The sequence below is a fragment of the Microvirga sp. HS2 genome, assembly GCF_055792805.1.
In genome coordinates this window covers 22,007-48,656 of sequence record NZ_JBVVAJ010000007.1, presented here as the reverse complement: position 1 = coordinate 48,656, position 26,650 = coordinate 22,007, and the positions used below count along the sequence as shown (strand labels likewise).

The following is a 26,650-nucleotide window of genomic DNA, read 5'->3' as shown; positions in this document are numbered from 1 at the left end:
GATCGGTAACGTCGAACGGCTTCGACACAGAGGCGTCATCGCATAGCGCCATCGCCGGCGCAAAGCGAGCGATCTCACGTCGTGCTCAGCAGATCGGAGCGGAAGGACGCGTCGAGGCGCTGCATGAAACTTTCCGCGCAGCACATGTGCTCGCGCATGATCCGGCTGACGGCGCGGCGGTCCTTGGCGCGGAAGGCCGCCACGAGATCGCGGTGGCTCGTCACGTTGTGCTGGCCGAAGGCCTCGTGCTCGTCGTAGCGGTCGCTGCGGAATTCGACGAGGTCGCGCAGGAGACCGTTCAAGAAGCGGCAGATGAAGGCGAGCAGGGGATTGTCGCAGCTCTCGCAGAGGATGTCGTGGAACTCGATCTCGAGCCGGCGGCCCGCGACCCGGTCGCCGCTGTCGCGGGCTTCGACGCATTGCTCGATATTGGCCTCCAGCCGCTTGAGCTGATCCTCCGTCAGGCGGCCGACGACGCTTTCCGCGAGTGACACTTCGAGGCTGCGCCGGAGCACGTAGATCTGCTCGAAATCGAGAACCTGGAAATGGAGATAGCTGCGCAGTTGCTGCATCGCCGCGTCGATGGACACGGGCTGGATCTCCGCGCCGCCGTTCGGGCCGGTCTGCATCTTCACGAGGCCCTGCACCTCCAGGGCCTTGAGCGCCTCGCGGAGCGTGCCCTTCGCGCAGCTGTAATGCTGCATCAGCGTCTTCTCGTTGGGCAGCCGGTCGCCCGGCTTCAGGCCCTCGCGCGCGATCCAGCGCCTCAGGTCCTCGGCTATCTGGTCCGAGAGCTTGGTGCGCTGCATCCGTCCGCGCCCGGGGGCCGGGACGCTTTCCCTGTCGTGTGTCATAGTCGAGCCGCCTCAGGTCTCCACGGGATGTCTTCCCGGAGAGGGTATACCGGACGGGCGAGCTTTTCGAAACGGAATAACTTATAATCCGAGCTCGTCACCCCGCGGCTCGCGCATTCGATGACGGCTCTCGCGATGGGCTCGAAAACGGGGCGGCAATACATGCGCGATTTCAGGATCAGGGTGCGGCACGCATGGGGATCGAGACCGACGCTCGTGAACACGGCGAGGTCCCACGGCTCGTGGGGCAGCTCCGTGACGAGCACCCGCGCGCGGCCGGTATCCAGCACGGCGGCCCGCCCCATCAAGCAGCGCATGCCCGTATAGGTCGGCCCGCTGATCGTGTATTCCCCGTCGCCCAGAACGCGCACCACGCCTTCGAGCCGCAGCGGTTCCTTGGAGACGCCGATGCGCGGCATGGCCACGCGGTTGCCGATTCCGATCTCGATCCGTGCGCCGACGCCCGCCGCGATCATCGCCGCGACAGCTTCCGGATCGCAGATCGGACCGGCGATGATGTCCTCGAGCCCCTGCGCCAGCGCCTCGCCGAGCACGTCCATGGTGTCGCAGGTGCCGCCGGACATGCAGTTGTCGCCGTGATCGAGCAGAAGCACGGGCCCCTGCCCCGCGCCCTCGCCCGCGGCGCGCGCCGCGGCGACCGATTGCCGAAGCGGCTCCTCGTGATAGACGAACTCGGCGCGGCGCTCCCACAGAAGCCTGCCCATCTCGCGCGCGACCTCCGCCGCGAGATCAGACGTTTCCGCGACCGTGATCACCGAGACGCCGGCTTCCGGAATATCCGCGATGGGAAAGCCGCCGAAGACGCTGACCGCGAGCACGCCGGGCCGCTCCTCCGCCCGTCGCGCGGCCGCGATCGCGTCCTGCATGGCGCCGGGAATTCCGGTGTTCATCTTCAGGGTATGGGCCAATTGCGGCGGATGGCACCACGCCCGCTTCGGCGCGAGCCCCTCGTCGAGCATGCGCCCGATGAGCCGGGCCACATGGGCGCCGGTCTCATGCATGTCCACATGGGGATAGGTCTTGAACCCGACCAGCACGTCGGCATTCGCGACCATGCGCTCGGTGATGTTGCCGTGCAGGTCGAGGGCGACGCCGAGCGGCACATCCGGCGCGACGGCGCGGACCCGCGCGAGAAGCTCGCCCTCGCCGTCGTCGAAACTCTCCGTCACCATCGCTCCATGGAGATCGAGGAGAACGGCGTCGCATCCGTTCCGGACCGCCTCGACGATGGCGGCCGCCATGGCTTCGAAAGCCTCGTCGGCCACGGGGCCGCTCGGGTTGGCGGTGGCGAAGACCGGCGTCACCACCTCCGCGCCGCGCGCTTCCGCGAAGGCCAGGAACGCGCCCATGGCCGTGCGGGAGCCGTTGCCGGCCTCCAGCGCATCTTGCGCCCAGCGCGGGCTGAACGACGCGAGCGGCGTCGGCACCGGCGAGAACGTGTTGGTTTCGTGATTCATGCGGGCGACGACGAAGCGCATGCCGGTTTATCCTTGTAAAGGCGCTGCCCAGCGCCGATGGGTTGTGTGCATCCGGATTCTTACTGACGCCTGTCAGCTCAGGCGTTCCGTCCCGCGCCCGTCGTAATCGAGCACGGCGCCGAGGAGCACCTGCGCCCCCGCGGCGCATTCCGCGAAGGACGTGCTCTCTTCCTCGTTGTGGCTCAGCCCGCCCGCGCAGGGCACGAAGATCATGGCGGTCGGCGCGACGCGGGCGATGTAGGCCGCATCGTGGCCCGCGCCCGAAATCATGCCGCGCGCCGGATATCCCGCCGCCTCGGCGCTCTTCCTCACGGAAGCCAGGCAGCCGGCATCGAATTTCACGGCGGGCGATTCCCAGACTTTTTTCGACTCCACGGCGAGATGTCCTTTGCCGGTCATCTCGTCGATGGCGGCCTGGAGCTTCTGCTCCATCACGTCGAGGACGCCGTCCTCGGGATGACGGAAATCCACCGTGAAGAACACCTGGCCCGGAACGACGTTGCGCGAATTGGGCTGCACCTCGATCAATCCGACGGAGCCCACGGCGGACGGCGCATGCTCCAGCGCGATGCCCTCGATCCGGTCGATGAGCCGCGCCGCGCCCACGAGGGCGTCGCGCCGCATGGGCATCGGAGTCGAGCCCGTATGCGCCTCCCGGCCGGTGACGGTGATCTCGTACCAGCGCATGCCCTGCACGCCTTCGACGATTCCGATGACCTTCTCCTCCTGTTCGAGGATGGGCCCCTGCTCGATATGCAGCTCGAACATCGCGCCGAACGGGATCGATCCGGCCTTGGCTTCGCCCCGATAGCCGATCGCCTCGATGGCGTCGCCGAAGGTGACGCCCTGGCGATCCTCCCGGCTGTCCGCATAGGCCCGGTCGAAGACGCCCGCATAGACGCCGGATCCGAGCATCGCGGGCGCGAAGCGCGAACCCTCCTCGTTGGTCCAGTTCACCAGCATCAGAGGCGCGTTCGTCTCGTAGCCGGAATCCTGCAAGGTTTTGAGAACCTCCAGGCCGCCGAGCACCCCGAGGATCCCGTCGAACTTTCCGCCCGTGGGCTGCGTGTCGAGATGGCTGCCGATGGCGATGGGAGGCAGATCGTTGCGCCGTCCGGGGCGAATGGCGAACATGTTGCCGACCTCGTCCACCATCACGGTGCAGCCGAGCCTTTCGCATTCATCCTTCAGCCAGTCGCGCACCTGCCGGTCGGTCTCCGTCAGTGTCAGGCGCGACACGCCGCCCTTCGGCGTTCCGCCGATCCTGGCGGTGTCCATCAAGCTGTCCCAGAGGCGCTGGGCGTCGATCTGAAGATTGGGAATCATTCGGTTTACCAAAACGCGGGGTCAATGGGCCTTCACGCCCAGATAGCGGTCCTTCGTCGCCTCGTCGGCGGCGAACTCGTCATGCGTGCCGTGATAGACGACGCGGCCGAGCTCCAGGATGTAGTGGCGGTCGGCGAGTTCGGTGCAGACGGCGAGGTTCTGCTCGACGAGCAGGATCGGCACTCCCGTCGCGCGGATCTTCTTGATCTGCTCGACGATCTCGTCGACGATCACGGGAGCCAGGCCTTCGACCGGCTCGTCCAGCATCAGGAGCTTCGGCGCGTTGAGAAGCGCGCGGGCGATGGCGAGCATCTGCTGCTCGCCGCCCGAGAGCTGGCCGCCGCCGTTGCGGCGGCGCTCTTCGAGGCGCGGAAAGATCCTGTAGACGTCCTTCAGCGACCAGGGCGAACCCTTGCGCTCCGCGATGCGCAGATTCTCCTCGACGCTGAGCAAGCCGAAGATGCCGCGGTTTTCGGGCACGAGGGCGAGGCCGCGCTGGGCGACCCTGTGAGGACGCCATCCCGTGACGTCCGTTCCCGCGAAGCGCACGCGCCCGGCGCTCGGCGACAGCAGGCCGCTGATGCTCTTGAGGGTCGAGGTTTTTCCGGCGCCGTTCCGGCCGAGCAGCGTCACGACTTCGCCCGCCCGCACTTCGAGCGTGACGCCCTGCAGGATATGGCTCTTGCCGTAATAGCCGTGCACGTTTTCGATTTCGAGCAATGCCGAGGTCATGCGAGATCACCCGTGATCATGTTGCCGAGATAGGCGCGCCGCACTTCCGGATCGTCGCGCACCAGGACCGGCGGCCCCTCCACCAGCACGCGGCCCGCGCGCATGACCGTCACGGTGTCGCTGATGTTCATGACGATGCCCATGTTGTGCTCGATGAAGAGCACCGTGTGGTCGCGGCCGAGATCGCGGATCAGGGCCTTCATCGCCTCGACGTCGTCGATTCCCATTCCCGATGTCGGCTCGTCGAGCAGGATCAGCCGCGGCTTCGCGGCGACCGCCATGCCGACTTCGAGCCGCCGCTGCTGCCCGTGCGAGAGTTCGCCCGCCGCCCTGTCCGACACATGGGTGAGTTCCATGCGCTCCATGACTTCGTCGGCGATGGCGAGCGCCTGGCCGCGCGGATCGACTCCGCGCCACGGCGCGAGCGCCTGCAGCGGCGTGCGCCCCTGCGCCGCGAGGCGCAGATTCTCGCGCACGCTCAGGTTCTGGAAGAGGCTCGTCACCTGGAAGGAGCGCGCGATGCCGAGCGGCACCCTTTTGTCGTCGGAGACATGCGTGATGTCCCGCCCGTCGAGGGAGATCCGCCCGCTCGATGCCCGCACGCGGCCGGTGAGGGCGTGGAACAGGGTGGTTTTTCCGGCGCCGTTCGGGCCGATGACGGAATGGATCGTGTTGGGCCGGATGGTCAGCGTGACGTCCGAGAGCGCGACGAAGCTGCCGTAGCGGACGCCGAGCTTCTCGGCCGCGAGAATCGGAGCCTGGGTGCTCATATGCCCCTCCCCTCGGATTCCGGCTGGATCGTCGTTTCCGGCATGGAAGACTTGCGGCCCGTGCGCAGGGCCTCGACGAGCCGTTCGATGAGCCCCCACAGGCCCTTCTGCATGAAGAGCGCCACCACGATGAGAAGCCCGCCGAGCAGGAGAAGCCAGCGCGGCCAGATCGACGAGAGCAGGTCCGACACGATCACGTAGAACCCGGCTCCGAGCACGGAGGCAAACAGGTTTCCGCTGCCGCCGATGATCGTCATGATCAGGATGCTCTCGCTCATGTGGTATTCGATGTTCGACAACGGCGCGACGCCGATGAGGAGCGCATGGAGCGCGCCTGCGAGCCCCGTCACCGCGCCGGAAATGGCAAAGGCCGTGATCTTGAAATTCCGGACGGGAAAGCCGATGGCGCGCGCGCGTTCCTCGTTGTCGCGCACTGCGAGCAGGGTGCGTCCGAAGGTGGATCCCGCCACCCGCTGCAGGGCCGCGAAGACGAGGAGGAAGAGCACGGCGACGAAGGCGTAGTAGGACCAGGAATCGCTCAGGGAGAACGGTCCGATGGCGGGCCGGGGAATGTTGAGCAGGCCATTGTCGCCGCCCGTGACGTCCTTGAACGTGTAGGCGAGGAAGTAGAAGAACTGCGAGAAGGCGAGCGTCAGCATGACGAAGTAGACGCCCTGCCGGCGGATCGAGAGCCAGCCCACTCCCGTGGCGACGACGGCTCCCGCGAGCGCGGAGAACACGAGCGCGAGGCCGAGCGGGAGCGAGGTATGCAGCAAGGTGAGACCCGCCGCATAGCTCCCGAGGCCGAAGAAGATTCCCTGGCCGAAGGACAGAAGGCCCGTATAGCCGAGGAGGAGATTGCAGGCCGCCGCCGCCATGGCGAAGATCAGCACCTCGGACGCAAGCGTGCCGGAGCGCATGAAGAGCGGAAGCGCGATGGCGACGAGCGCCGCGAGAACGAAATGCAGAGAGGCGCGGTTCATCATGGCGACTCTCATGCCCGGCCGAGCAGGCCGCGGGGCATCGTCAGAATGACGAGACCCATGCCGAGATAGATCATCAGGCGGGCGCCCTCGGGCCAGAGCGTCGTCATGACGCTCTGCACGATCCCCACCAGAAGACCTGCGATGAGCGCGCCCGTGTAGCTGCCCATGCCGCCGATGACGACGACAACGAAGGCGATGCCGAGGGCCTCGACGCCCATGAAGGGCTCGACGCCGCGGATCGGCGCCGCGAGCGCTCCGGCGAGGCCCGCGAGGCCCGCGCCGAGGGCGAAGACGGCGGTGTTCACCCGCAGGATGTCGATGCCGAGGAGCGAGACCATGTCGGTCGATTCCGAGCCCGCGCGCACCACCGCGCCGAGCCGCGTGCCCTCCAGGAGCCACCACAGGCCGACGGCGAGGACGAGGGTCAGGCCGATGACGAAGAGGCGGTATTGCGGATAGATGAAATCACCCAGGATGAGCACGCCGCTGAGCGCGTCCGGAGTCGGGACGTTGCCGCCCACAGGGCCCCACAGGATGATGACGAGTTCCTGCACCATCAGGGCGAGCCCGACGGTCACGAGAATGTGGAACGTATGCGGCAGATGATAGATGCGCCGCAGAAGGACCGCCTCCGTCAGGGCGGCGAGCCCCCCGACGATGATCGGCGCCACGAGAAGCGCCGCCCAGAAATTCAAGCCGCGCTCGGTCATGTCGTACACGAGGTAGGCGCCCAGAAGATAAAATGCGCCGTGGGCGAAATTCACGAAATGAAGCAGCCCGAAGATGATGCTCAATCCCACCGCGAGCAGGAAGTAGAGCATTCCCAGGCCGATGCCGTTCACCAGCTGAAACAGATAAATCACGCGGGCACCTGACGTTGGAGCCGATCAATATTCGCAAGAGAAAGGGGACGGCCGCGTGCCGTCCCCGCCGATGGTCAGGCCATCTTGCACTGAGCCTGCTCGGGAGACTGGAACGACTTGCCGAAGCTGATGATGTCGGCGTAATCGTCCTTGTCCTTCATGGCGCTCTTGGCCTTGCCCTTGAGCAGGTAATAGTTCTTGATCACCTGATGGTCCGCGGCGCGGATCTCCTCGTCGCCCGTGAGGCCGGCATATTTCATGCCCTCCATGGCCTGGATGACGGCCGGGCCTTCGGTGCTGCCCGCCTTCGCGGCCGCGTCGATGAGGATCTTCGTCGTCAGATAGGCGCTGGCGAAGGCGTAGTTCGGGTTCATCTTGTGCTTGGCCTGCACCTTGGCGACGAGCTCGCGGTTGAACGGCGAGTCGATGCCGTGCCAGTACTGCGCCCCGAAATAGACGCCTTCCATCAGGTCGGGCCCGAGGGTCTCGAACTGCTCCAGGCCCGAGGCCCAGGCGAGCAGGATCGTCATGCGCTTCTTCATGCCGAAGCTGACGGCCTGGCGAAGCGTGTCGGAGGATTGCGAGCCGAAATTGAGGATGAGGAGCGCGTCGGGCTTGGCCGCCATGGCGTTGGTCAGGTAGCCGCTGAACTCCTTCTCGGTGAGGGAGTGATAGCTGTTGCCCACATGCTCGATCCCCTTCTCCTTGAAGATCGCTTTCGCGGCGTTGAGCAGGCCGTCGCCGAAGACGTATTGCGGCGTGATCGTGTACCAGCGCTTCGCATTGGGAAGCTGCTCGATGAGCGGGCGCACGGTCTGCTCGATGGCGCCGAAGGTCGGCACGCTCCACCGGAACGTGCTCTTGTTGCACTCGGAACCGGTGATCTCGTCCGCGCCCGCGGTGGTGATGAAGACGCCTTTGCCCTTCTCGACCTCCTTGCCCATGGCGAGGGCCTCGGAGGACAGGATGCCGCCGGCGAACAGCGTCACGCCGCGCTCCATCGCCTCCTGCACCTTGCGCACCGCCGTCGCGGGCTTTCCTTCCGTGTCGATCTCGAGATAGCCGAGCTTGCGGTCGAGGACCTTGCCCACCTCCTCGACGATCATCGCGGTGCCCATGGAGCCGAACTTGCCGTTGGCCGCGAAGGGGCCGGACATGGGCAGCGGCGCCCCGATGGTGACGTCCCCACCGGCGGCGAAAGCCGGGCGGAGCCCTGCGGGCAGGAGCAGCGAGCCCGCGGCCACGGAGGACAGTTTCAGCAGATCACGACGGTTGAACATGGATACCTCTGGATTGGCTTATTTGTTCTATTTATACGTATAGTTATCATAGAATGCGGGGTGTCAAGGGGGCCATCGGTCGGATCGGCGGGCTCGTTTGGCGGCGGAAGGTGGACGGGCTCGGCGTGACCATCGATGCCGGGAGCAGCCTCGTTCGCCGCCCGCTCTCTTGGCGGAATGCGCGACGAAGCAGCGGCCGCGATGCCGGAGCGCGTCGGCGCGCATGGGATCAGGCCATAAAAAAGCCGGGCCAAAAAGGCCCGGCGAAGTTGAGGTCCGACAATTCAGTCAAAACCTTCCAGAGGGAACGGCCGATACGGCGACGCCGGGAGGAAGAAGAAAGCGCCGCCGCGTTGAAATCAGCCGCTGTTGATATGGGCCGCGCGCGATCCGTTTGCAATGCGGGCGGCCTCATGAAAGGGCTGCGCCACGCACATGTCACGCAATCGTCAACCCATGCAGTGACAGGAATCCCATGCGGAATTTTCATTCTCAGATTCAGCGTCGCGTGCGCGCCGCGAGTCGATCCTGCAGGGTGAGCCATGCGAAGACGGCGGGCATGAACCAGGCCTTGCCGTTGAAGAACGGAACGGCGGCGGGCGGCCTGAAATCGAGCGCGGAGCCGCCCTCGTCGAGCCCGAGCACCTGCATGGCGGCCTTCTGCCCGGCCCATCGCGCCCACACGACGCCAGAGCCGCAATAACCCGCCGCATAGCGGATGCCGCGCCGGGAGAAGATCCGGGGCACCATGTCGCGATTCATGGCCACATGGCCGTACCAGCTATGCGTGATCTCGGTCCCCGCGAGTTCGGGGAACAGGTCGACGAGCGTGCGGCGGAGCGCCTCGGTCGGCCAGTCCGGCTCCCCGGCGATGGTGCCGTCCCGCCCGCCGAACAGGATCCGCCGGCCGTCGGGCGACGGACGGTAGTAATAGCTGAGCTGGCGCGTGTCGCTGCACATCATGCGCCGCGGCATCAGCTCGGCCATCAGGTCCGCCGAAAGCGGAGCGGTCGCGATGATCCGGCTGCGGACGGGAACCAGCCGGCGCCGGAGCCAGCGGTCGGACTCGTCCGTATAGCCGTTCGTTCCCGTGATCACGTCGCGCGCGCGGACCTTGCCCCGCGCGGTCGCGACCTCGTAGCCGTCGCCCTGCGCGTCGATGCCGAGAACGGGCGTCTCGCCATGGATCACGGCGCCCGCCTGCTGGGCGAGCCGCAGCATCCCGGCATGGAGCTTCGCCGGATGCAGGCCGCCCATGTCCATCCGGACATATCCGCCATGATACAGATCCGTGCCGAGGAATGTGCGCTGCTCGCTTCTCGGCACCGCATAGGCGTCGATTCCGAGCGTGCGCCGAAGGTGCTCGGCGCCCCGGGCGAGCCCGTCGTAGTCGCGGGGAGACGCCGCTCCTGTGAACCGCCCGACCAGTTGCAGATCGCAATCGATGTTCTCTTCGGCGATGAAGCGGTAGAGATCCTCGCGCGCGACCTTCGCCTCGGCCTCGATCGCCGTGGCCCTCGCCTCGCCGAAGCGCCGGGTCAACTGCGCATGGCCGAGACGGAGATTCCCGCTCGTGATTCCGCCGTTGCGCGTCGAAGCGCCCTCGCCCGGCCGCAGCTTGTCGAAGACCTGCACCGAGCGCCCGGCCCGCGCGAGGGTGATCGCGGCGCTGAGCCCCGTATAGCCGGCGCCGACGATCACCACGTCGCTCGCGGGCGCAACGGCTCGCTGCTCGACGGTGGCGAGCGGCGCGGTTTCCCACCAGAGCGGTTGGCTGTGTCCCATCATGGCATCATCCCGGTTCGATGTCTTCGATTGCTGTTCCATTGAGATCCGAACGCCACCCCGCCGCAAGGGGGATGTCAGCCGACGATGCAGAAGACCTTGCGGATCGTCGCGTCGCTCGACCATTCGTTCGTGGCGCCCGCCGGCACGATAACGGTCTCGCCCGCGCTGACCGTGCACGAACGGCCCGCGCTTTGCGTGAACGTGACGGTCCCCGACAGGATGTGCATCAGTTCGCAATAGGCGGGCGTCAGGGCCTTGCGGGAGTAGGGCGTGCATTCCCACACGCCGATCTGGAGATCGCCCGACGCGTCCTCGTACCAGACCCGGCTCTGCGCGACGGGCGGCGGGCTCGTGAGAAGAAGATCGCGCGCGGGCCCCTTCGAGGCCTGAAGATCCGATTGCGGGTCGATCTTGACGATCGTGGATGACGATCCGTTCCGCAGGCCGGGAAAAACCATGAAGGTGCGGCTGACGGGTCCCGCCTGCGTCCAGCGCGCAGAGAGTCCCGCGGGAAGGACCGCGCAGTCTCCCGCCTTCAGGGTCACGGTCGTTCCGTCGCTTTGCAGCAGCGACATTTCCCCATCGGTGACGACGGTGAATTCCGTATGCGCGAGCGTCACGTCCGCATCGCGCGGGCCCGACCGGCTGACGCCTGCGCGGTAGCCGAGAGTTTCGTCCGACAGGTAATAGCTGCGCTCATCGGCGAGCGGGTCGCCGGCGAGCGCCGGAATGGGCAGGGGCGACGTCGTGCTGTCCGCCGGGATACCGGCGCGCAGATGCAGGCATGACGGTGTCAGGTCGTGTTCCATCGCGATGCTGAGCCTCGATTGAGCGATCTTGTGAATGAAGCGCGACTGCGATCCCTAGCGCATCGTGCGGACCCGGCGGCCCGCACCAACGATGCGCCCCTTTCGAGAGAGGGCATCGGATGGGCCCCAAAAGTGCCAATCCACTTTCGGGTCCGATGTTCTAGAGCCCGCCGTCGTTGAGGCGGTACCAGGCAATGACCGCCGAGACGTAGAGCTTGTGAAGCGCATGGAGCGGCAGGGGCTTGATCGGCGTGAGCGGAACCGGAAGCACGCCTTCGTCGCCGGTGGCGATGTATTCCGCCATGGCCCGCCCCATCGCGGTCTGCATGCCGACGCCGCGCCCCTGGCAGCCGATGTCGATCAGGAGGCCCGGCGCGGGTTCGTGCAAGTGGGGCATGAAATCCCGCGTGATCGCCACGCGGCCGCACCAGCGATACTCGATCGGCACGTCCTTGAGCTGCGGGAACATCTTGCCGACGATCCGCTCGAGATGCGCCCAATCCTCCGGCCCCTTCGGCTCGCGGAACGGCCCGCGGCCGCCCATGAGTAGGCGCCCCGTGTGATCGAGCCGGAAGTAGAGCAGCAACTTGCGGGTGTCGGAGCTGACATGTCCCTCGGGCAGAATCGTGCGCCGCAGGTTGTCCGACAGCGGCCTGGTCGCAACCTGGAAGGAGTTCGCCGGAATGATGGTTTCGTGCAGCCGCGGCCAGAGCCCCTTGGTGTATCCATTGGTGCAGAGAACCACGCGATCCGCGGTGACCGTCGCTCCGGACGCGGTCTTGACAATCCAGCGCCCTTTCTCCTGAGCGAGACCTGTCGCGCGAGTGCGCGTGTGGATGGTCGCCCCGGCCTTCTGCGCGGCCCGCGCGAGACCGCGGGCATAGCTCAGGGGCTGAATCCCGCCGCCCCGTCCGTCGATCCAGCCGCCCACATAACGCTCGGAGCCGAGGAGGCGTCCGGCCTCGGACCGATCGAGAATGCGAACCGGCGCGCCGCGCCTGCCCCACTGCTCCGCGCGGCGGCGAACCTGCTCCAGGCCCTCGGGCGTGTGCGCACCCTGGATCCAGCCGTTGCGCACATGCGGCACATCCATGGCGTATTTGTCGATCAGGCCGAAAACCGCATCGGCCGTGCCGCCGGCGAAGGCGATCAGCTTCTCGCCCTGCTCGCGGCCGAACTTGGCGATGAGTTCGTCGGGGTCGTATTTCAGGCCCGGGATGACCTGACCGCCGTTGCGGCCCGAGCCGCCGAAACCGATCTCCTCGGCTTCGAGCACGATGGGCTTGAAGCCGCGCTCGGCCAGATGCAGCGCCGTCGACAGGCCCGCATAGCCGCCGCCGATGACGACGATCTCGGTCGAGACGGACGTCTCCAACGGTACGGTTGGCGGCGTTGCGGCGGCGGTCGCCGCCCAAAGGGAGGGCTCAAGGGGGAAGGGGCTGGCCATGAGGCTTCTCGCAGGTCTGGAGCATTGTCGGCGGAAGGGCCGGTTTCACTGAAGTGGAACCTGCTCTAAAGGGGATGCAGGACGCGTCTCAGGAAATCCTGCGTGCGCGCGTGCTGAGGATGATTGAGGACTTCCTTCGCGGGGCCCTGCTCGACGATGACGCCGCCGTCGATGAACAGCACCCGGTCGGCGACCTCCTTCGCGAAGCCCATCTCGTGGGTGACGACCACCATCGTCATGCCGTCGTCCGCGAGCTTGCGCATGACGCCGAGAACCTCGCCGACCAGTTCGGGATCGAGGGCGGAGGTCGGCTCGTCGAAGAGAATGGCCTTGGGCTGCATGGCGAGCGCCCGGGCGATGGCGACGCGCTGCTGCTGTCCGCCGGAGAGCTGCGGCGGATAGGCCTCGGCCTTTTCCGCCAGCCCGACCTGGGCGAGCAGCATGCGGGCGCGCTCGATGGCCTCCTTGCGCGGCTCCTTCTTCACGAACACCGGACCCTCGATGACGTTTTCGAGCACGGTGCGGTGAGGAAAGAGATTGAAGCGCTGGAAGACCATCGACACCTGCGTCCGGATGGACACGATGGACGGCGCGTCGCGATCGACCCGCTGACCTTCGATGGTGATCTCGCCGCTGTTGTAGCTCTCGAGCCCGTTGATGCAGCGCAGGATCGTCGACTTGCCGGACCCGGACGGACCGATGATGCAGACGACCTCGCCTTTCTCGACGGAGGCCGAAATGCCTTTCAGCACCTCGAAGCTGCCGTAGCTTTTGCGGATGTCCTTCAGCTCGATCATGGGCGGCCTGCTTTTTTCTCGAAGTGACGGACGAAGAGGATGAGCGGAATGCTCATGACGAGATAAAGGATCGCCACGAGGGTGAAGACGCTCGTGTTCTTGAAGGTGGACGAGGCGATCAGCTTGCCCTGCAGCGCGAGCTCGGCGACCGTGATGGTGGACGCCTGGGACGAATCCTTCAGCATCATGATCATGGTGTTGCCATAGGGCGGCAGGACGAGCCGCACTGCCTGCGGCAGGACGACCCGGCGCATGGTCATCCACCAGCCCATGCCGATGGACTGGGCGGCCTCGATCTGTCCCTTGTCGATCGCCTCGATGCCGGCGCGGAAGTTCTCCGCCTGATAGGCCGAATAGGCGATGCCCAGGCCGATGATCGCGGCCTGCAGGGCGGTCAGCGACACGCCCAGATCCGGCATCACGAAGTAGATGTAGAACAGCTGGACGATGATCGGGATGCCGCGGATCACGTTGATGATGCCCGCGCTGATCCGAGAAATGAGCTTGATGCTCGAAACGCGCATCACGGCCCAGACGAGGCCCAGAAGAGTGGAGAGGATGAGCGAGCCGATGGTGACGAGAATCGTCAGCCTCACGCCTTCGAAAAGAATGGGGAGGAATTCTGTGGCATCGCGCAGAAAGGCTTGCATGAGCGCGGGTATCCGGGAGGGTCGGGAAAAGGTGGGAAGCGGCGGCGCGGATCAAGCGCCGCCGGAGGCTGTCGAAATCAGGAAGCCTTGAGGCCCCACTTTTCGAGGACCTTGTCGATCGTGCCGTTCGCCTTCAGCTTGGCGAGCGACGCGTTGATCTTCGCGAGGAGTTCCTGATCCTCCTTGCGGGTGCCGATGCCGACGGAGCCGAGCATGGTGGGCTTGTAGCTCTCGACGAGGCGCGCCTGCGGGAACTGGCCCTGCTTGAGGCTGTAGGCGACGACCGGGTAATCGGCGAACCCGGCCTTGAGGCGGCCCGCGTTCACGTCCCGCATGATGTCGGGGATGGTGTCGTAGATCTTCACCTCGGAGAACAGGCCGGTTTTCTTCAGCGGCTCGACGAAGGCGGTGCCGACCTGGGCTCCGACGGCTTCGCCCTTCAGATCGTCAAAGCCGGCATAGTCCTTCGTGTCGGACTTCGGAACGAGCAGCCCCTCGCCGTAGGTGTAGACCGGCTCGGAGAAGCTGATGACTTCCTTGCGCGCCGGGGTGATGAACATCGCCGCCGAGATCACGTCGATCTTCTTGGAGGTCAGGGCGGCGATCAGGGCGGAGAACTGCATCGGCTCGATCTGAACCTGGAAGCCGGCGTCCTTGCCGACTTCCGTGATGATGTCGACCATCACGCCCTGAATGCTGTTCGTCTTGGTGTCGAGGAAGGTGAAAGGAACGCTTGTCGGCGTCGAGCCGACCTTGACGACCTGCTGGGCCAGAGCGGGCGCTCCCGCACCCAAGGCAAGCGACAGACAGGTCACTTGCAAGACGGATTTAAGCATGATGGTCTCCCTCAATTGTCGCGACGCGAAGGGGGCCCTTACCCCCGTCATGTTGATCGCGTTTGACATATTTTCACATATGTGAAAAAATCAGTGCATATTTCGTAAGGTAATGCAAGCAATTTTCACTTAGGTGAAAAAGAGGGCAGAGATCAAGGCAATTTCCGCGTGAGCAGCCACAGCACCAGCACTCCACCGTCCGAGAGCCCCGTCGATCAGGCGGTCGGGCGCCGCCTTCGCGACCTGCGCCGCATGCGCGGCCTGTCGCTCGAGACCGTCGCAGCGCGCGCGAACCTTTCGGTGGGCTTCATCAGCCAGATCGAACGCGGATTGTCGTCCCCGTCCCTGCGCGTGCTCGCCACCCTGGCCGACGTGTTCGAGGTGAGCATCGCAGCCCTGTTCGATGCCGCTCCCCAGGAGAGCAGCCCCGTCGAGATCGTGAGACGGGAGCACGAGCGCGCCGAGCTCAACCTGTGGCGGTCGGGCGTCTCGAAGCAGCTCCTGAGCCCTCCGGGCTCGGACGGCCGCCTCAACCTGTTCCTGACCTTCCTGGAGCCGGGCGCCAGCACCGGCGACGAGCTTTACACCCATGACGGCGAAGAGGCCGGACTCGTTCTCGAGGGCGAAATGGTCCTCACCGTCGACGCCGCGACGATGTCACTCCGGAAGGGCGACAGCTTTCGCTTCGCGAGCCGCAGGCCGCACCGTTTCGGCAACCCGTCCGCCACCGCGAAAGCGGTCGTCCTGTGGGTGAACTGCGTCTGAGGCCCCGCACCGGGATCGCGGGCGGGAGCAGGTCGGCGAACATGAGACGCGTGACCAGCTCGGAGCGGATCCTGTACCGTCCCTCGGAGGCGATGAGCGAAGCGGCCATCGCCTCGGGGGTTCTGCGAAACGGGATTGGCTGATAAGCCCTTCCCGAACCACATCATGCCGAACATCTCCATGCTCCCCATGCCGCCCGTGACCATCAAAGAGACAGAATGCCGGATTCCGACCGAGGAGGGCCGCCTCTTCGCCAAGACCTGGGTTCCCGATACGCCCGACGCCGAGGATATCGCGCCGATCCTGCTGTTCCACGATTCGCTGGGCTGCGTGGACCTGTGGCGCAGCTTTCCGAAAGCGCTCGCCAAGGCCACGGGACGGCGCGTCATCGCCTATGACCGCCTCGGCTTCGGCCGCTCGGATCCCTATCCGGGACGGTTGCGCTCCGATTTCATCCGCACCGAAGCGCAGCGCATCGTTCCGCACCTGTGCGAGCGGCTCGGCGTGGAGGACTTCATCGCCTGCGGCCACAGCGTCGGCGGCGGCATGGCCGTCGAGACGGCCGCCCGCTTCCCGGACCGTTGCCGGGCGCTCGTGACGATTGCGGCGCAGGCCTTCGTCGAGGACAGAACGCTCGAGGGAATCCGCATCGCGCAACGCGATTTCCAGGACCCCGCCAATCTCGCGAGAGTCGCGAAGTATCACGGCGACAAGGCCCGCTGGGCGCTCGATTCCTGGATCGAGACATGGCTTTCGCCCGAATTCGCGGACTGGACCCTGGACGAGGCCCTGGCGGCTGTGCGCTGCCCTGTGCTCGCGATTCATGGCGAGCGCGACGAGTACGGATCCGTCGAGCAGCCCCGACGCATCGCCGCGGGACGCGGCACCGCGCACATCCTTCCGGAGACCGGACACGTGCCTCACCGCGAGCAGGAGACGCTTCTGATCGACGTGATCCATCGGTTTCTCACGTCGGTCGAGCCGCTGCGTCGATGATCCGCGCGACATCGTCGGTTCGCGCGGTGCAGGATCGGCTTTGACGATGATGATCCCCGCCGAAGGTCTGTCGTGCCCGGCGAGCAGACCAAAGTCTCACGGGCTGCATCCCTTGCCATCGAGGTCCAAACCACTAGGATGACCTCAAGCGCCGCCGACAGGCGCGGGAAACGCCGAGCCTCATGCCGACATCATCTATCGCTCCAGCCGTCTCACTCCGCAACATGGCCATCACCTTCGGATCGAAGGTGGAAGGCTACACCGCCGTGCAGGGAATCGATCTCGCGGCGCAGCCGGGCGAGTTCATCGCGATCGTCGGCCCGACCGGATGCGGCAAGTCCACCCTGCTCAACGCGTCCGCGGGGCTGCTCAAGCCGTCGGGCGGGGACGTGGAAATTTTCGGCGCGCCGTTGCAGGGACTGAACGGCCGCGCAGGCTACCTCTTCCAGCAGGATGCCCTGATGCCGTGGAAGACGGCGCTTCAGAACGTGGCCATCGCCCTGGAGCCGAAGGGAATATCGCGGGCCGACGCCGAGGCGAAGGCGCGCGAGTGGCTGCGCCGGGTCGGCCTGGCGGCCTTCGTGGACCGCTATCCGCACATGATGTCCGGCGGGCAGAGAAAAAGAGTCGCCCTGGCGCAGATGCTGATCCGCGATCCCGAGATCCTGCTGATGGACGAGCCTTTCGGGCCGCTCGACGCACAGACCCGGCAGATCATGGGCAATCTGCTCCTCGACCTGTGGGCGGCCAATCGCAAGGCGGTGCTGTTCGTCACGCACGATCTGGAGGAGGCGATCGCGCTTGCCGATCGCGTCGTGGTGATGTCGGCGGGCCCGGCGGCCCGCATCATCGGGGACTTCCCGGTCACGCTGCCGCGTCCGCGCGACATCGCGGAGATCCGGCTCGAACCCGCTTTCCATCACATTCACAAGGAGATCTGGGCGAGCCTTCGCGCCGAGGTGCAGAAGGCCTATGCGCAGGGAGAAGGAGCCACCGCATGAAACGGATGAAGCTGGTCCTGCTCCAGGTCGCGGTCGGTCTGGGCTTTCTGCTGCTCTGGCACGTCCTGACGGCCTATCCCATTCTCGCGCCGACGAAGCAGACGCAGTTCTTCTTCTCGACGCCGGCCGATGTGCTGGCGCGCGTCTGGAAGGAATTCACCTCCACCGAGATCTGGGGGCATCTCTGGATCACGCTGGTCGAAACGATTCTCGCCTTCGCGTTCGGCGCCGGAGGCGGCATTCTGTTCGGCTTCCTGTTCGCCCGGCGCGAATTGCTGGCCGCCGTGTTCGATCCCTACATCAAGGCCGCGAACGCCCTGCCGCGCGTGGTGCTCGCGCCCATTTTCGCCCTGTGGTTCGGGTTGGGCATCTGGTCCAAGGTGGCCCTCGGATTCACGCTGGTGTTCTTCATCGTGTTCTTCAACGTGTACCAGGGCGTGCGCGAGGTGAGCCCGGTGGTGCTCGCCAATGCGCGCATGCTCGGCCTGAACGAGCGCCAGCTCCTGCGTCACGTCTATTGGCCGGCGGCCCTGACCTGGATGTTCTCGTCCCTGCACACTTCGGTGGGATTCGCGCTCGTGGGCGCGGTCGTGGGCGAATATCTCGGCTCATCGGCGGGGCTCGGCTACAAGATCCACGAGGCGGAAAGCGTCTTCGACGTGACCGGCGTCTTTGCCGGCATGGTCATCCTTTCGATCTTCGTCATCCTCATCGACGCCTTCGTGACGATGATCGAACGGCGGCTCCTCGTCTGGCGCCCCGCACCGTCGACAAACGGGCAGGGATAGGGAATCCTTCGCTGCCACAATCTGCATCCAAGCAGGGAGATCAGGATGGAACGCCGTACATTTCTCATCGGAGCGGGCGCGGCCGCTCTGACCGCAGGGCTCAGCCATAGCGCCTTCGCGCAGGAAAAGCCCGAGAAGAGCAAGGTCACTCTCGGCGTGGGCGGCAAGCCCCTGCTCTATTACCTGCCGCTGACGATCGCCGAGCGGAGAGGCTTCTTCAAGGAGGAAGGGCTCGACGTCGAGATCAACGATTTCGGCGGCGGCGCCAAGTCGCTCCAGGCGCTCATCGGCGGCTCCGTCGACGTGGTGACAGGCGCCTACGAGCATACCATCCGCATGCAGGCCAAGGGCCAGGACGTGCGCGCCATCACCGAGCTCGGCCGTTTCCCGGCCATCGTGATCGCGGTCAAGAAGGACAAGGCGGGACAGATCAAGTCCGCGGCCGATTTCAAAGGCCTCAAGATCGGCGTGACGGCGCCGGGCTCCTCCACGGCTCTGACCACGCAATACGCCATGGTGAAGGCCGGCCTGAAGCCGACCGACGCCGCCCTCATCGGCGTCGGTTCGGGCGCGAGCGCCGTCGCTGCCATGCAGAAGGGCGAGATCGACGTGATCGCGCATCTCGATCCGGTGATCTCGAAGCTGGAATCGGAAGGCGATATCGCGATCCTGATCGACACCCGGACCGAGGCGGGCACGCGGGCGCTGTTCGGCGGCTCGAACCCGGCCGCGACGCTCTACACCAAGAAGGACTTCATCGACGCCAATCCGGTGACGACGCAGCGCCTCGTCAACGCCTTCATGAAGTCGCTCAAGTGGCTCCAGACGGCCAAGCCCGAGGACGTCGCCGACACGGTTCCGCCCGAGTATCACCTCGGCGACAAGCCGCTCTACATCAAGGCGGTGCAGAGCTCGCTGGAAAGCTATTCCCGGACCGGCATTGTTCCCCCCGACGGCATGGCGAGCGTCATGGACATGCTCAAAACCCTCGATCCGGAACTGAAGGACGCCAAGGTCGACCTCGCCGCCACCTTCGATGACCGGTTCGTCAAGAAGGCGTCGACCTGAAGCATCGGGCCCGAAAGCGGATCTGCACTTTCGGGGCCCACCCGCTGCGCCGCTCTTCGGACGAGAGCATCGGGCAGGCCGAACCGCGCGACGAGAGTATTTTTCGGCGAAGTGGATCCGGTTCGCCGTCAAAAAATGCGGCAAGGCAAAGGAGAGAGCTGATTCCACGCAAGGGGAAACGGCTCTAGGCTCTACCGCACGACCGACAAGGGGATCCGCTCCGCCGGCCGGGTCTCGGCCTCTCTCGTCCCGCGCCCGCGGAACAGGGCCGCGACGAGGTCGGATTGCGTCACGATGCCGACCAGCAGGCCCTCCCCGTCGACGACCGGAACCTGATGCAGCCCCGCGTCAGCCATGCGGGGAACCAGTTCCGCCAGGGCCGTGTCCTGCCGGGCCGCCTGAACCGGCGACGTCATGATTTCCCCGACCTTGCGGTCGAGCCGGATGACCCGCCGGGCGATCTGAGGCACGTTCATTCTCAATCCCGGGCGCGAATCCCAGTCGCTGTGCCGGATCAGGTCCGTCTGCGTGACGATCCCGATCACCTTGCGCGTGCCGGAGACGACGGGCAGGGCTTTGATGCGGTGCTGCTGAAAAAGCTTCCATGCGTCGCGCAGGCGCGTCTCCGGCGTGACCGCCGCCACGTCCCGCGACATGATCTCGGCGCAGGTCATCCCTTCGAAACGCCGGTTGTAGGCCTGCATCTCCACCTGCCGGAACAGGTCCTCCAGGCTGTCGCGATCCATGTCGATGACCTGGTCGTACTGGTTGAGAACACGATCGATGTCGCTTGTTCTGACTCCCACCCGCTCCATGGGCGCGGGATCGGAGGTCTGATGCCGGCTCACCGGAGCGGGCTTGGCGAGATGCGGATAGCGTTTGCCGGTCAGGTTGTTGAAGACGAGCGCGACCGCGAGCATCATCAGCGAACCGGCCCCGACCGGCCAGATCACGAAGCCGAACCCCGCCGCCTTGACCGCCGGGCCGCCGAGAACGGCCATGAGCGCCAGAGCGCCGCTCGGCGGATGAAGGCAGCGCAGGACGAACATCGCCGCCACCGACAGGGTTCCGGCCATGGCGGCCCCGAGGAACTCCTGCGGAACCCATTGGGCGCAGGTGACGCCGATGGCGGCCGAGATCATGTTGCCGCCGAGAATCGACCAGGGCTGCGCCAGCGGGCTCCCCGGCAGCGCGAACAGGAGGATCGCGGAGGCTCCCAGGGGAGCGGTGAGAAGAGGCAGCCCGTCCACCAGGCCGTGGGATCCCAGCCCGATGAGGCCGAGGGCGATGATGCCCATGAGGACGCCGGCGCAGACCCGGACCTGCTCGGCGCGGCTGACATGGGTGAGATCGGGAATGAGGCGTTTGAAAAGAGACACAGATGAAAGCACGTGATTGTCCGAAGGCTGCGGAGAGAACAGGCGTCCTATCCGAGCCTTCCGTCTTCGCGCGGACGCGTTCTTAGTTCAGGAAATGGGCGATGCCAACTATTGTCTAAGCCACAACGGAACGCCTCGGCTTGACTTGCCCTGGGACAGAAACGAGTGTTCGGCGTTCCGTCGGAGACGGGCCGGCTATCGCCTCCCCTGCTATGTAGTATATTGCCTTGACCGCTTTCCTCCCCAGTGGACGCCCGTTCTTGAAAATGCACGGTCTTGGCAACGATTTCGTCGTCGTCGATGGTCGCAGCGAGCCGTTCCGGCCCCTGCCGGAGGAGATCCGCTGGATCTGCGACCGCCATGTCGGGATCGGGGGAGATCAGCTGTTGGTGATCGAACCGGCCACGGCAACGGGCGCCGATGCGCGCATGCGGATCTACAACGTCGATGGCGCAGAATCTCAGACATGCCTGAACGCGACGCGCTGCGTCGCATGGCTCCTGCTGCAGGAGAGCGGCAGCGACACCCTTGTCCTGGAAACCCTGGGAGGCCTCGTCGCGGCCGCGCGCGCGGGCGAGCGTGAGGTCTCCCTCCGTCTGGCCGCCCCGAAATGGGACTGGCGCAGCATCCCTCTCGCGTCCGTGGCCGACACCCTCGCGCTCGATCTCGTCTCCGGTCCGCTCGCGCATCCCACGGCGGTGAATGTCGGCAACCCGCATGTCGTCTGCTTCGTCGACAGCCGCGATGAAGTCGACGTGCCGCGCTGGGCTCCGGCGATCCAGAACGACCCCATGCTCCCGGAGGGAGCCAATGTGGGCGTCGCGGAAATGGCCGCCCCGGACCTGATCCGGCTGGTGGTGTGGGAGCGTCCGGGCATCCTGACCCGCGCCTGCGGCAGCGGGGCCTGCGCCGCCGTGCTCGCGGCGCGCCGCCGCGGGCTCACGCGCGAGAACCGGATCACCGTCGACATGCCGGGAGGGCGATTGCGCATCGACGTCCATGACGATGAGAGCCTGACCCTTACCGGACCGGCGGCCGTCGCATTCGCCGGCCGGCTTCCGATCGACCTAAAGGTAGCATGATGTCCGCCAACCCCATCGTCGTCGTCGACCAGGTTTCGAAGACATTCCGCTCGGCTCACGGGCGCGGCGAGCATCGCGCCCTCGACAAGGTGTCCCTGTCCATCGATCCGGGACAGGTGCTCGTCATCATCGGCCCGTCGGGCTCCGGCAAGAGCACGCTGCTGCGCACGCTCAACGCCCTGGAGAGCTTCGACAGCGGCCGCATCGTCATCGACGGCGTCTCGCTGAGCGACAAGAAGACCGATCTCAACCACCTGCGGGCCGAAATCGGCATGGTGTTCCAGCACTTCAACCTGTTCCAGCACAAGACGGCGCTCGACAACGTCGTGCTGCCCCAGGTTGTCGTTCGCAAGCGCTCCCGCGAGGAGGCGGTCGCGCGCGCCCGCGACCTGCTGGCGAAGGTCGGCATCGCGGACCGCGCTAACCACTATCCGAGCCAGTTGTCCGGCGGTCAGCAGCAGCGCGTCGCGATTGCGCGCGCGCTCGCCATGGATCCCAAGATCATGCTGTTCGACGAGGCGACCTCGGCCCTCGACCCGGAAATGGTCGGCGGCATTCTGGACCTCATGCGCAAGCTCGCGGACGACGGCATGACGATGGCGGTCGTGACCCACGAGATGGGCTTCGCCCGCGAGGTGGCGGATCGCATCGTCTTCATGGACGAGGGACGGATTGTCGAGGAAGGAGAGCCCGGCCCCTTCTTCGCGTCGCCGTCCCACGAAAGAACCCGGGCGTTTCTAGATCAGATCCTCTGAGCCGACGGCTCCGGGGGACACGCCGAACAACTGACAGAGGGAGACCCTACGATGAAACTACGCACCTTGATCATGGCGGCCGTCACGGCCTGCCTGGGCTTCGCCGGCGCCGCGCAAGCGGACGAGATGGACGATATCCTGAAGCGCGGCGAGCTTCGCGTCGCCGTTCAGACGCAGGGCGCACCGGTCAGCTTCGTCGACAAGAACGGCGAGCGCACCGGTCTCGCGGTCGAGCTCGCCAAGATGATGGCGGCGGATCTCGGCGTGAAGGTCACGTTCCAGGACTACGACTGGAAGGGCCTGATCCCGGCGCTCCTGTCCGGCAAGGTCGACATGATCGCCGCCGACATGACCCCGACGCCCCAGCGCGCCGCTCAGCTCCTGTTCTCGCGCCCGATGTTCTATCAGGAAACCGTCGCAGTCGTCGCCAAGGACGCGCCGTACAAGACCTGGCAGGACATCAACAAGGACGGCCTCAACATCGGCGCCACCCAGGCCAGCTCCTACGGCGACGCCGTGAAGAAGTTCATGCCCAAGGCGAACCTCAAGGAATTCGCCGGCGGCACGGCCGCCGTGGCCCAGGCTCTCTCCAGCGGCCGTCTCGACGGCGCGGTGTCGGACCTCGGCAACGTCACCAACTTCGTGCGCGAGTTCGGCAACCTGAAGATCCTCGAAGGCGTCATCACCCGCGAGCCTCTCGCCTTCGCCACCCAGGCCAACGCCTTCCACCTGAAGCTCTGGCTCGACAATTATGTGGAGCTGATCACGGCCGACCGCCGTCTCGAGAACCAGGTGAACTACTGGTGGAATTCCAGCGACTGGGAAAAAGACCACAAGTAAGCGGCTCATCGCCGGACAGCCGGCCTCCGGGCCGGCTGCACTCCCCGCACGAGAATTCTCCCAAGCATCTTTCGGCGAAGTGGACCCGGTTCGCCGAAAGATGCGGCAACGCAAAGAAGAGAGATGGTTCCACCCGCGTGGAAACAGCTCTGGACAGTGATGACCTGGCTCCTCGACTACTACAATTACCGCATCGTGGCGCAGTATCTCGGCCGCTTCGCAGAAGGGCTGAGCAACACGCTGACGGCTGCCGGGGTGAGCCTCGTCCTGTCGCTCCTGCTCGGCACGCTCGTCGCCCTCTCGCTCCTCTCGAGCCGCACGGGTCTCCGCAAGCCGGTCGAAGGCTACGTGGCCTTCATCCGGGCGACGCCGCTCCTGGTCCAGATCTATCTCGTCTATTACGGCCTTCCCGCTCTCCTGCCTTTCGCGAAGAGCTGGAACGACATGTATTTCGGGATCGCCGCCCTGACCCTGAACAGCGCTCCCTACATGGGCGAGATCATCCGCGCGGGCATCGAATCCGTCCCCCGCGGCCAGATCGAGGGCGCCAAGGCGGTCGGGATGAATTACGGCCAGCGCATGCGCTACGTGGTCCTTCCGCAGGCCTTCGCCAACACGCTTCCGCCGCTGATCGGCCAGACGGCGGTTCTCATCAAGGACACGTCGCTGTTGTCCATCATCACGGTCTTCGAGTTCACGAGCGCCGGCATTCTCCTGAACAGCGAGCGGGTGCGGCCCAACGAGAGCTTCCTCACCATCGCTCTCGGCTACCTGCTGATCTATCTCCTGATCCTCCTCCTGTCCCGCGGTGTGAAGCAATGGCTAGCCGGTCCCGCCTGGAACGCGCAAGGCTGATCCGATGCTCGAACGCTACTGGTCCATCACCACGTCCCTGCTGCCGTTCCTGTGGAAGGGATTCCTGGAGACCCTCTACGTCTCCCTCGTGGCCATCGTCGCGGGCTCGCTGATCGGGGCTGTGATCGGCCTCGTGCGCAGCCAGCGCGTGCCTCTCCTTACCGGGCTTTTCGGCCTCTACATCCATATCCTGCGCGGAACGCCGTTCCTCGTTCAGCTCTATGTCTTCTACTTCGTGCTGCCGAACACCAAGATCTCCTGGCTCAGCTGGGACTCGCGCACCGCAGCCTTCGTGGCGCTCTCGGTCTACACATCGAGCTATGTGGCCGAGATCGTGAAGGGGGCCATCGAGGCCGTGCCGCGCGGCCAGTCGGAGGCGGCGACCGCGCTCGGCATGAACCGCCTTCAGCGCCTCTGGCACGTCGTCATCCCGCAGGCGCTGAAGCTGACCGTGCCGCCGATGAGCGGCGTCTATGTGATGATCATCAAGAGCACCGCGATCCTCTCGGTCGTGGGCATCTCGGAGCTGACCCGCCAGGGCGAGGTGTCGATCCTGCGCTTCCCCCGCGACGTTCTGTTCATCTACGGGCTCATCGCGTTCATCTACTTCCTGTACTGCTATCCCGTCCTGCGGTTCGCGCGCTGGGCCGAGCGCCGCGTGGGAGCAGCCCGGACAGTCGATCTGGATTGAGCGAATGCTGAACGCCTTCCCACGCGTGCCGCTGCTCCCGGGGCCGACGCCCCTGGAGCCCATGGCGCGGGCCGGCGCCCATGCCGGACATCCGCAGCTCTGGGTCAAGCGCGATGATTGCATGCCCCTCGCCTTCGGCGGCAACAAGGTGCGCAATCTCGAATTCTGGCTCGGCGAGGCGCTGGAGCGCAACAGCGACCTTCTCGTCATCGCAGGCGGGTCCGCATCGAACCAGATCAGGCTGACGGCCGCCGCCGCCGCCAGGCTCGGCCTGGAATGCCTGGTGCTCTATGCAGGTCCCGAATCCTCGCCCGTGCACAGCAACCGCCTGCTGACGGACATGATGGGCGCGCAGATCCGCCCCCTCGGCGAGGTCGATGAGGCGGAGCGCGGGCGGCTGGCGCGCGAAGCCGTCGCGGAACTCGCCGCCGCCGGGCGTCGCCCCTATCTGGTGGGAGATCCGGTGATCGGCGCGCTCGGCTATGTCCGCGCCGCTCAGGAGCTCCACGAGCAGGCCGTCGCAGCGGGCCTCGACCTGCGCCACATCGTTCTTCCCGGCTCCATGGGCGTCACGGAGGCCGGGATGATCCTGGGCGCGGCCATGCTCAGCCTGCCATGGACCTTTCATCTCGTCAGCGTCGAATATGAAGCGGATGAACTCGAAGCGCGGATCGGGGCCATTCTTGCCGGCCTGTGCCGGCTGGCCGAGTTCAGGCCCCCGCACGACATGCTGAGCCGCGTGCGCATTCACATGGATCAACTGGGTGCGGGGTACGGCCGGCCGACCGAGGCGTCCATCGAGGCAGCGCGTCTCTTCGCACGCACCGAGGCGCTTTTGCTCGAACAGACCTATGTGGCGAAAACCTTCGCGGGGCTGCTCGGCTGCGTCGCCCGAGGGGATATTCCCGGCCACGAGGCAGCATGCGTCGTCCATACGGGCGGCACGCCGGCCCTATTCAGTCCGCCGTCGCCGTTCGTCGGGTAGGGATGGAGCCGGCCCCTCATGGCCGAGAAGCCTGCCGCCATTGCGAGTCGCATAGACTCCACCTGCGATCACGAGGCTTCGGCACCGTTGGATTCCTCGCGCGCCTCCATTGTCCCGATCTGTGATCGCCTCGCCCATCGGGCCGGACACCTCGGCAGGATTTTCGGATGGGTCCCCAAAGTGCAAGTCCACTTTTGAGGCCGATGCTCTAAGCTACGACGCAAGGGTGGCGAGTGGGCAGGCGGTTCACGGCGCCTCTATCCTATGGGCGGTCCGCTGGCGCCTGCTCGTCGACTCGCCATCAGCGTGACGGTACCGGCCGCATGGCGCCCGGGCGATCGCGCCTGATTGGGAGGCTGCGATGGTTGAGCTCATTCCCGATGCGGACAGGCTGTCGAAAGTTTTCACCGAGGCAGCCGCACCGGCTTTCTTCCTGGGAGCGGTCGCGGGCTTGATCTCGATCCTCATGACCCGCCTGTCGGACGTGATGGATCGGATGAGGAAGGGTGATGCGGAGGCTTCTGACGATCGCGCCTATCTCCTGAGGCGCGCGCAACTTCTGCTGAGCGCGATCAGGCTGTCCCTGGCCGGGGGGCTCTGCACCACGCTGCTCCTGGCCTTGGCATTCCTCGGCGCGTTCATGCAGATGCAGCACATCTATGGCGCGGCCCTGCTGTTTCTTCTGGCGACGGCCTTCGTCGGCCTCTCCCTTCTTCGCTTCTTTCAGGAGGTGTATGTGAGCCTCGACGAGTTGAAGCGCTTCCGCCGCGAGTGACGGCCCCCCTGTCCTCGCCCTGAATCTCTGCCC

The 26,650-nt window shown here is 65.8% G+C and carries 27 protein-coding genes; 12 read left to right on the top strand and 15 right to left on the bottom strand.

Going from position 1 to position 26,650, the window contains the following annotated elements; translation table 11 throughout:
* Positions 1 to 74 precede the first annotated feature (74 nt).
* The 14 genes from ACS5Q0_RS08565 to ACS5Q0_RS08500 all read right to left on the bottom strand — a co-directional run bounded on the left by ACS5Q0_RS08565 (position 75) and on the right by ACS5Q0_RS08500 (position 14,637).
* Positions 75 to 854: a FadR/GntR family transcriptional regulator gene (locus ACS5Q0_RS08565; protein ID WP_473126197.1), complete on the bottom strand. Its 780-nt coding sequence runs from the start codon at positions 852 to 854 to the stop codon at positions 75 to 77.
* Positions 851 to 2,353 carry a M81 family metallopeptidase gene (locus ACS5Q0_RS08560; protein ID WP_473126196.1) on the bottom strand — a complete coding sequence of 501 codons (1,503 nt, stop codon included), beginning with the start codon at positions 2,351 to 2,353 and terminating at the stop codon, positions 851 to 853. Before ACS5Q0_RS08560 ends, ACS5Q0_RS08565 begins: the two co-directional genes overlap by 4 nt.
* 72 nt (positions 2,354 to 2,425) lie before the next feature.
* A complete protein-coding gene (locus ACS5Q0_RS08555; protein ID WP_473126195.1) occupies positions 2,426 to 3,679 on the bottom strand; it encodes a M20 family metallo-hydrolase in 1,254 nt (417 codons plus the stop codon).
* 21 nt (positions 3,680 to 3,700) lie between these two features.
* Positions 3,701 to 4,411: an ABC transporter ATP-binding protein gene (locus ACS5Q0_RS08550; protein ID WP_473126194.1), complete on the bottom strand. Its 711-nt coding sequence runs from the start codon at positions 4,409 to 4,411 to the stop codon at positions 3,701 to 3,703.
* Positions 4,408 to 5,181, bottom strand: coding sequence for an ABC transporter ATP-binding protein (locus ACS5Q0_RS08545; protein ID WP_473126193.1), 774 nt, complete (start codon positions 5,179 to 5,181; stop codon positions 4,408 to 4,410). The genes ACS5Q0_RS08550 and ACS5Q0_RS08545 overlap by 4 nt, the downstream gene beginning before the upstream one ends.
* Positions 5,178 to 6,167 (bottom strand): branched-chain amino acid ABC transporter permease, encoded by a 990-nt coding sequence (locus ACS5Q0_RS08540; RefSeq protein WP_473126192.1) that lies wholly within the window; start codon positions 6,165 to 6,167, stop codon positions 5,178 to 5,180. The genes ACS5Q0_RS08545 and ACS5Q0_RS08540 overlap by 4 nt, the downstream gene beginning before the upstream one ends.
* 8 nt (positions 6,168 to 6,175) lie before the next feature.
* On the bottom strand, positions 6,176 to 7,030 hold the full coding sequence (locus ACS5Q0_RS08535) for a branched-chain amino acid ABC transporter permease (RefSeq protein WP_473126191.1): 855 nt from the start codon (positions 7,028 to 7,030) through the stop codon (positions 6,176 to 6,178).
* Positions 7,031 to 7,104: 74 nt separating this feature from the next.
* Positions 7,105 to 8,310: an ABC transporter substrate-binding protein gene (locus ACS5Q0_RS08530; RefSeq protein ID WP_473126190.1), complete on the bottom strand. Its 1,206-nt coding sequence runs from the start codon at positions 8,308 to 8,310 to the stop codon at positions 7,105 to 7,107.
* A gap of 498 nt (positions 8,311 to 8,808) precedes the next feature.
* Positions 8,809 to 10,098, bottom strand: a complete 1,290-nt coding sequence (locus tag ACS5Q0_RS08525; RefSeq protein WP_473126189.1) for an NAD(P)/FAD-dependent oxidoreductase — start codon at positions 10,096 to 10,098, stop codon at positions 8,809 to 8,811.
* A 74-nt stretch (positions 10,099 to 10,172) separates the two neighbouring features.
* The gene (locus tag ACS5Q0_RS08520; protein ID WP_473126188.1) at positions 10,173 to 10,907 is read right to left on the bottom strand and encodes a cupin domain-containing protein; all 735 of its coding nucleotides are present in this window, start codon (positions 10,905 to 10,907) and stop codon (positions 10,173 to 10,175) included.
* Between the two features lie 160 nt (positions 10,908 to 11,067).
* Positions 11,068 to 12,354 (bottom strand): NAD(P)/FAD-dependent oxidoreductase, encoded by a 1,287-nt coding sequence (locus ACS5Q0_RS08515; protein ID WP_473126187.1) that lies wholly within the window; start codon positions 12,352 to 12,354, stop codon positions 11,068 to 11,070.
* A 65-nt stretch (positions 12,355 to 12,419) separates the two neighbouring features.
* A complete protein-coding gene (locus tag ACS5Q0_RS08510; protein ID WP_473126186.1) occupies positions 12,420 to 13,151 on the bottom strand; it encodes an amino acid ABC transporter ATP-binding protein in 732 nt (243 codons plus the stop codon).
* Entirely contained in the window at positions 13,148 to 13,801 is a 654-nt protein-coding gene (locus ACS5Q0_RS08505) for an amino acid ABC transporter permease (protein ID WP_473126185.1), read from the bottom strand. Before ACS5Q0_RS08505 ends, ACS5Q0_RS08510 begins: the two co-directional genes overlap by 4 nt.
* Positions 13,802 to 13,878: 77 nt before the next feature.
* Positions 13,879 to 14,637: an ABC transporter substrate-binding protein gene (locus ACS5Q0_RS08500; RefSeq protein WP_473126184.1), complete on the bottom strand. Its 759-nt coding sequence runs from the start codon at positions 14,635 to 14,637 to the stop codon at positions 13,879 to 13,881.
* A gap of 168 nt (positions 14,638 to 14,805) precedes the next feature.
* On the opposite strand from ACS5Q0_RS08500, the gene ACS5Q0_RS08495 reads away from it, so the two are divergent.
* The 5 genes from ACS5Q0_RS08495 to ACS5Q0_RS08475 all read left to right on the top strand — a co-directional run bounded on the left by ACS5Q0_RS08495 (position 14,806) and on the right by ACS5Q0_RS08475 (position 19,255).
* Positions 14,806 to 15,402 carry a helix-turn-helix domain-containing protein gene (locus tag ACS5Q0_RS08495; RefSeq protein WP_473126183.1) on the top strand — a complete coding sequence of 199 codons (597 nt, stop codon included), beginning with the start codon at positions 14,806 to 14,808 and terminating at the stop codon, positions 15,400 to 15,402.
* Between the two features lie 135 nt (positions 15,403 to 15,537).
* Positions 15,538 to 16,398 carry an alpha/beta fold hydrolase gene (locus tag ACS5Q0_RS08490; RefSeq protein ID WP_473126182.1) on the top strand — a complete coding sequence of 287 codons (861 nt, stop codon included), beginning with the start codon at positions 15,538 to 15,540 and terminating at the stop codon, positions 16,396 to 16,398.
* Positions 16,399 to 16,580: 182 nt separating this feature from the next.
* Positions 16,581 to 17,399 carry an ABC transporter ATP-binding protein gene (locus ACS5Q0_RS08485; RefSeq protein WP_473126181.1) on the top strand — a complete coding sequence of 273 codons (819 nt, stop codon included), beginning with the start codon at positions 16,581 to 16,583 and terminating at the stop codon, positions 17,397 to 17,399.
* The gene (locus tag ACS5Q0_RS08480) at positions 17,396 to 18,187 is read left to right on the top strand and encodes an ABC transporter permease (protein ID WP_473126180.1); all 792 of its coding nucleotides are present in this window, start codon (positions 17,396 to 17,398) and stop codon (positions 18,185 to 18,187) included. The genes ACS5Q0_RS08485 and ACS5Q0_RS08480 overlap by 4 nt, the downstream gene beginning before the upstream one ends.
* Positions 18,188 to 18,232: 45 nt before the next feature.
* A complete protein-coding gene (locus ACS5Q0_RS08475; RefSeq protein ID WP_473126179.1) occupies positions 18,233 to 19,255 on the top strand; it encodes an ABC transporter substrate-binding protein in 1,023 nt (340 codons plus the stop codon).
* Positions 19,256 to 19,446: 191 nt separating this feature from the next.
* On the opposite strand, the gene ACS5Q0_RS08470 is transcribed toward ACS5Q0_RS08475, so the two are convergent.
* On the bottom strand, positions 19,447 to 20,634 hold the full coding sequence (locus tag ACS5Q0_RS08470; RefSeq protein ID WP_473126178.1) for an HPP family protein: 1,188 nt from the start codon (positions 20,632 to 20,634) through the stop codon (positions 19,447 to 19,449).
* 266 nt (positions 20,635 to 20,900) lie between these two features.
* Between ACS5Q0_RS08470 and dapF the strand changes: the two genes are divergently transcribed.
* The 7 genes from dapF (at position 20,901) to ACS5Q0_RS08435 (ending at position 26,617) form a co-directional block, all read left to right on the top strand.
* On the top strand, positions 20,901 to 21,716 hold the full coding sequence (gene dapF / locus ACS5Q0_RS08465) for a diaminopimelate epimerase (protein WP_473126332.1): 816 nt from the start codon (positions 20,901 to 20,903) through the stop codon (positions 21,714 to 21,716).
* On the top strand, positions 21,716 to 22,471 hold the full coding sequence (locus tag ACS5Q0_RS08460) for an amino acid ABC transporter ATP-binding protein (RefSeq protein WP_473126331.1): 756 nt from the start codon (positions 21,716 to 21,718) through the stop codon (positions 22,469 to 22,471). The genes dapF and ACS5Q0_RS08460 overlap by 1 nt, the downstream gene beginning before the upstream one ends.
* 51 nt (positions 22,472 to 22,522) lie before the next feature.
* Positions 22,523 to 23,311: an ABC transporter substrate-binding protein gene (locus ACS5Q0_RS08455; RefSeq protein ID WP_473126177.1), complete on the top strand. Its 789-nt coding sequence runs from the start codon at positions 22,523 to 22,525 to the stop codon at positions 23,309 to 23,311.
* Positions 23,312 to 23,470: 159 nt separating this feature from the next.
* Positions 23,471 to 24,166, top strand: coding sequence for an amino acid ABC transporter permease (locus ACS5Q0_RS08450; protein ID WP_473126330.1), 696 nt, complete (start codon positions 23,471 to 23,473; stop codon positions 24,164 to 24,166).
* Between the two features lie 4 nt (positions 24,167 to 24,170).
* On the top strand, positions 24,171 to 24,857 hold the full coding sequence (locus ACS5Q0_RS08445; protein WP_473126176.1) for an amino acid ABC transporter permease: 687 nt from the start codon (positions 24,171 to 24,173) through the stop codon (positions 24,855 to 24,857).
* A gap of 4 nt (positions 24,858 to 24,861) precedes the next feature.
* On the top strand, positions 24,862 to 25,842 hold the full coding sequence (locus ACS5Q0_RS08440) for a 1-aminocyclopropane-1-carboxylate deaminase/D-cysteine desulfhydrase (protein ID WP_473126175.1): 981 nt from the start codon (positions 24,862 to 24,864) through the stop codon (positions 25,840 to 25,842).
* Between the two features lie 361 nt (positions 25,843 to 26,203).
* Entirely contained in the window at positions 26,204 to 26,617 is a 414-nt protein-coding gene (locus ACS5Q0_RS08435) for a DUF2721 domain-containing protein (protein ID WP_473126174.1), read from the top strand.
* Positions 26,618 to 26,650 lie beyond the last annotated feature (33 nt).

Excerpts from the sequence above, each read along its gene's own strand:
- ACS5Q0_RS08565 (WP_473126197.1), bottom strand. The coding sequence starts at position 854 with ATGACACACGACAGGGAAAGCGTCCCGGCCCCCGGGCGCGGACGGATG.
- ACS5Q0_RS08560 (WP_473126196.1), bottom strand. The coding sequence starts at position 2,353 with ATGCGCTTCGTCGTCGCCCGCATGAATCACGAAACCAACACGTTCTCG.
- ACS5Q0_RS08555 (WP_473126195.1), bottom strand. The coding sequence starts at position 3,679 with ATGATTCCCAATCTTCAGATCGACGCCCAGCGCCTCTGGGACAGCTTG.
- ACS5Q0_RS08550 (WP_473126194.1), bottom strand. The coding sequence starts at position 4,411 with ATGACCTCGGCATTGCTCGAAATCGAAAACGTGCACGGCTATTACGGC.
- ACS5Q0_RS08545 (WP_473126193.1), bottom strand. The coding sequence starts at position 5,181 with ATGAGCACCCAGGCTCCGATTCTCGCGGCCGAGAAGCTCGGCGTCCGC.
- ACS5Q0_RS08540 (WP_473126192.1), bottom strand. The coding sequence starts at position 6,167 with ATGATGAACCGCGCCTCTCTGCATTTCGTTCTCGCGGCGCTCGTCGCC.
- ACS5Q0_RS08530 (WP_473126190.1), bottom strand. The coding sequence starts at position 8,310 with ATGTTCAACCGTCGTGATCTGCTGAAACTGTCCTCCGTGGCCGCGGGC.
- ACS5Q0_RS08525 (WP_473126189.1), bottom strand. The coding sequence starts at position 10,098 with ATGATGGGACACAGCCAACCGCTCTGGTGGGAAACCGCGCCGCTCGCC.
- ACS5Q0_RS08520 (WP_473126188.1), bottom strand. The coding sequence starts at position 10,907 with ATGGAACACGACCTGACACCGTCATGCCTGCATCTGCGCGCCGGTATC.
- ACS5Q0_RS08515 (WP_473126187.1), bottom strand. The coding sequence starts at position 12,354 with ATGGCCAGCCCCTTCCCCCTTGAGCCCTCCCTTTGGGCGGCGACCGCC.
- ACS5Q0_RS08510 (WP_473126186.1), bottom strand. The coding sequence starts at position 13,151 with ATGATCGAGCTGAAGGACATCCGCAAAAGCTACGGCAGCTTCGAGGTG.
- ACS5Q0_RS08505 (WP_473126185.1), bottom strand. The coding sequence starts at position 13,801 with ATGCAAGCCTTTCTGCGCGATGCCACAGAATTCCTCCCCATTCTTTTC.
- ACS5Q0_RS08500 (WP_473126184.1), bottom strand. The coding sequence starts at position 14,637 with ATGCTTAAATCCGTCTTGCAAGTGACCTGTCTGTCGCTTGCCTTGGGT.
- ACS5Q0_RS08485 (WP_473126181.1), top strand. The coding sequence starts at position 16,581 with ATGCCGACATCATCTATCGCTCCAGCCGTCTCACTCCGCAACATGGCC.
- ACS5Q0_RS08480 (WP_473126180.1), top strand. The coding sequence starts at position 17,396 with ATGAAACGGATGAAGCTGGTCCTGCTCCAGGTCGCGGTCGGTCTGGGC.
- ACS5Q0_RS08475 (WP_473126179.1), top strand. The coding sequence starts at position 18,233 with ATGGAACGCCGTACATTTCTCATCGGAGCGGGCGCGGCCGCTCTGACC.
- dapF (WP_473126332.1), top strand. The coding sequence starts at position 20,901 with ATGCACGGTCTTGGCAACGATTTCGTCGTCGTCGATGGTCGCAGCGAG.
- ACS5Q0_RS08460 (WP_473126331.1), top strand. The coding sequence starts at position 21,716 with ATGTCCGCCAACCCCATCGTCGTCGTCGACCAGGTTTCGAAGACATTC.
- ACS5Q0_RS08455 (WP_473126177.1), top strand. The coding sequence starts at position 22,523 with ATGAAACTACGCACCTTGATCATGGCGGCCGTCACGGCCTGCCTGGGC.
- ACS5Q0_RS08450 (WP_473126330.1), top strand. The coding sequence starts at position 23,471 with ATGACCTGGCTCCTCGACTACTACAATTACCGCATCGTGGCGCAGTAT.
- ACS5Q0_RS08445 (WP_473126176.1), top strand. The coding sequence starts at position 24,171 with ATGCTCGAACGCTACTGGTCCATCACCACGTCCCTGCTGCCGTTCCTG.
- ACS5Q0_RS08440 (WP_473126175.1), top strand. The coding sequence starts at position 24,862 with ATGCTGAACGCCTTCCCACGCGTGCCGCTGCTCCCGGGGCCGACGCCC.
- ACS5Q0_RS08435 (WP_473126174.1), top strand. The coding sequence starts at position 26,204 with ATGGTTGAGCTCATTCCCGATGCGGACAGGCTGTCGAAAGTTTTCACC.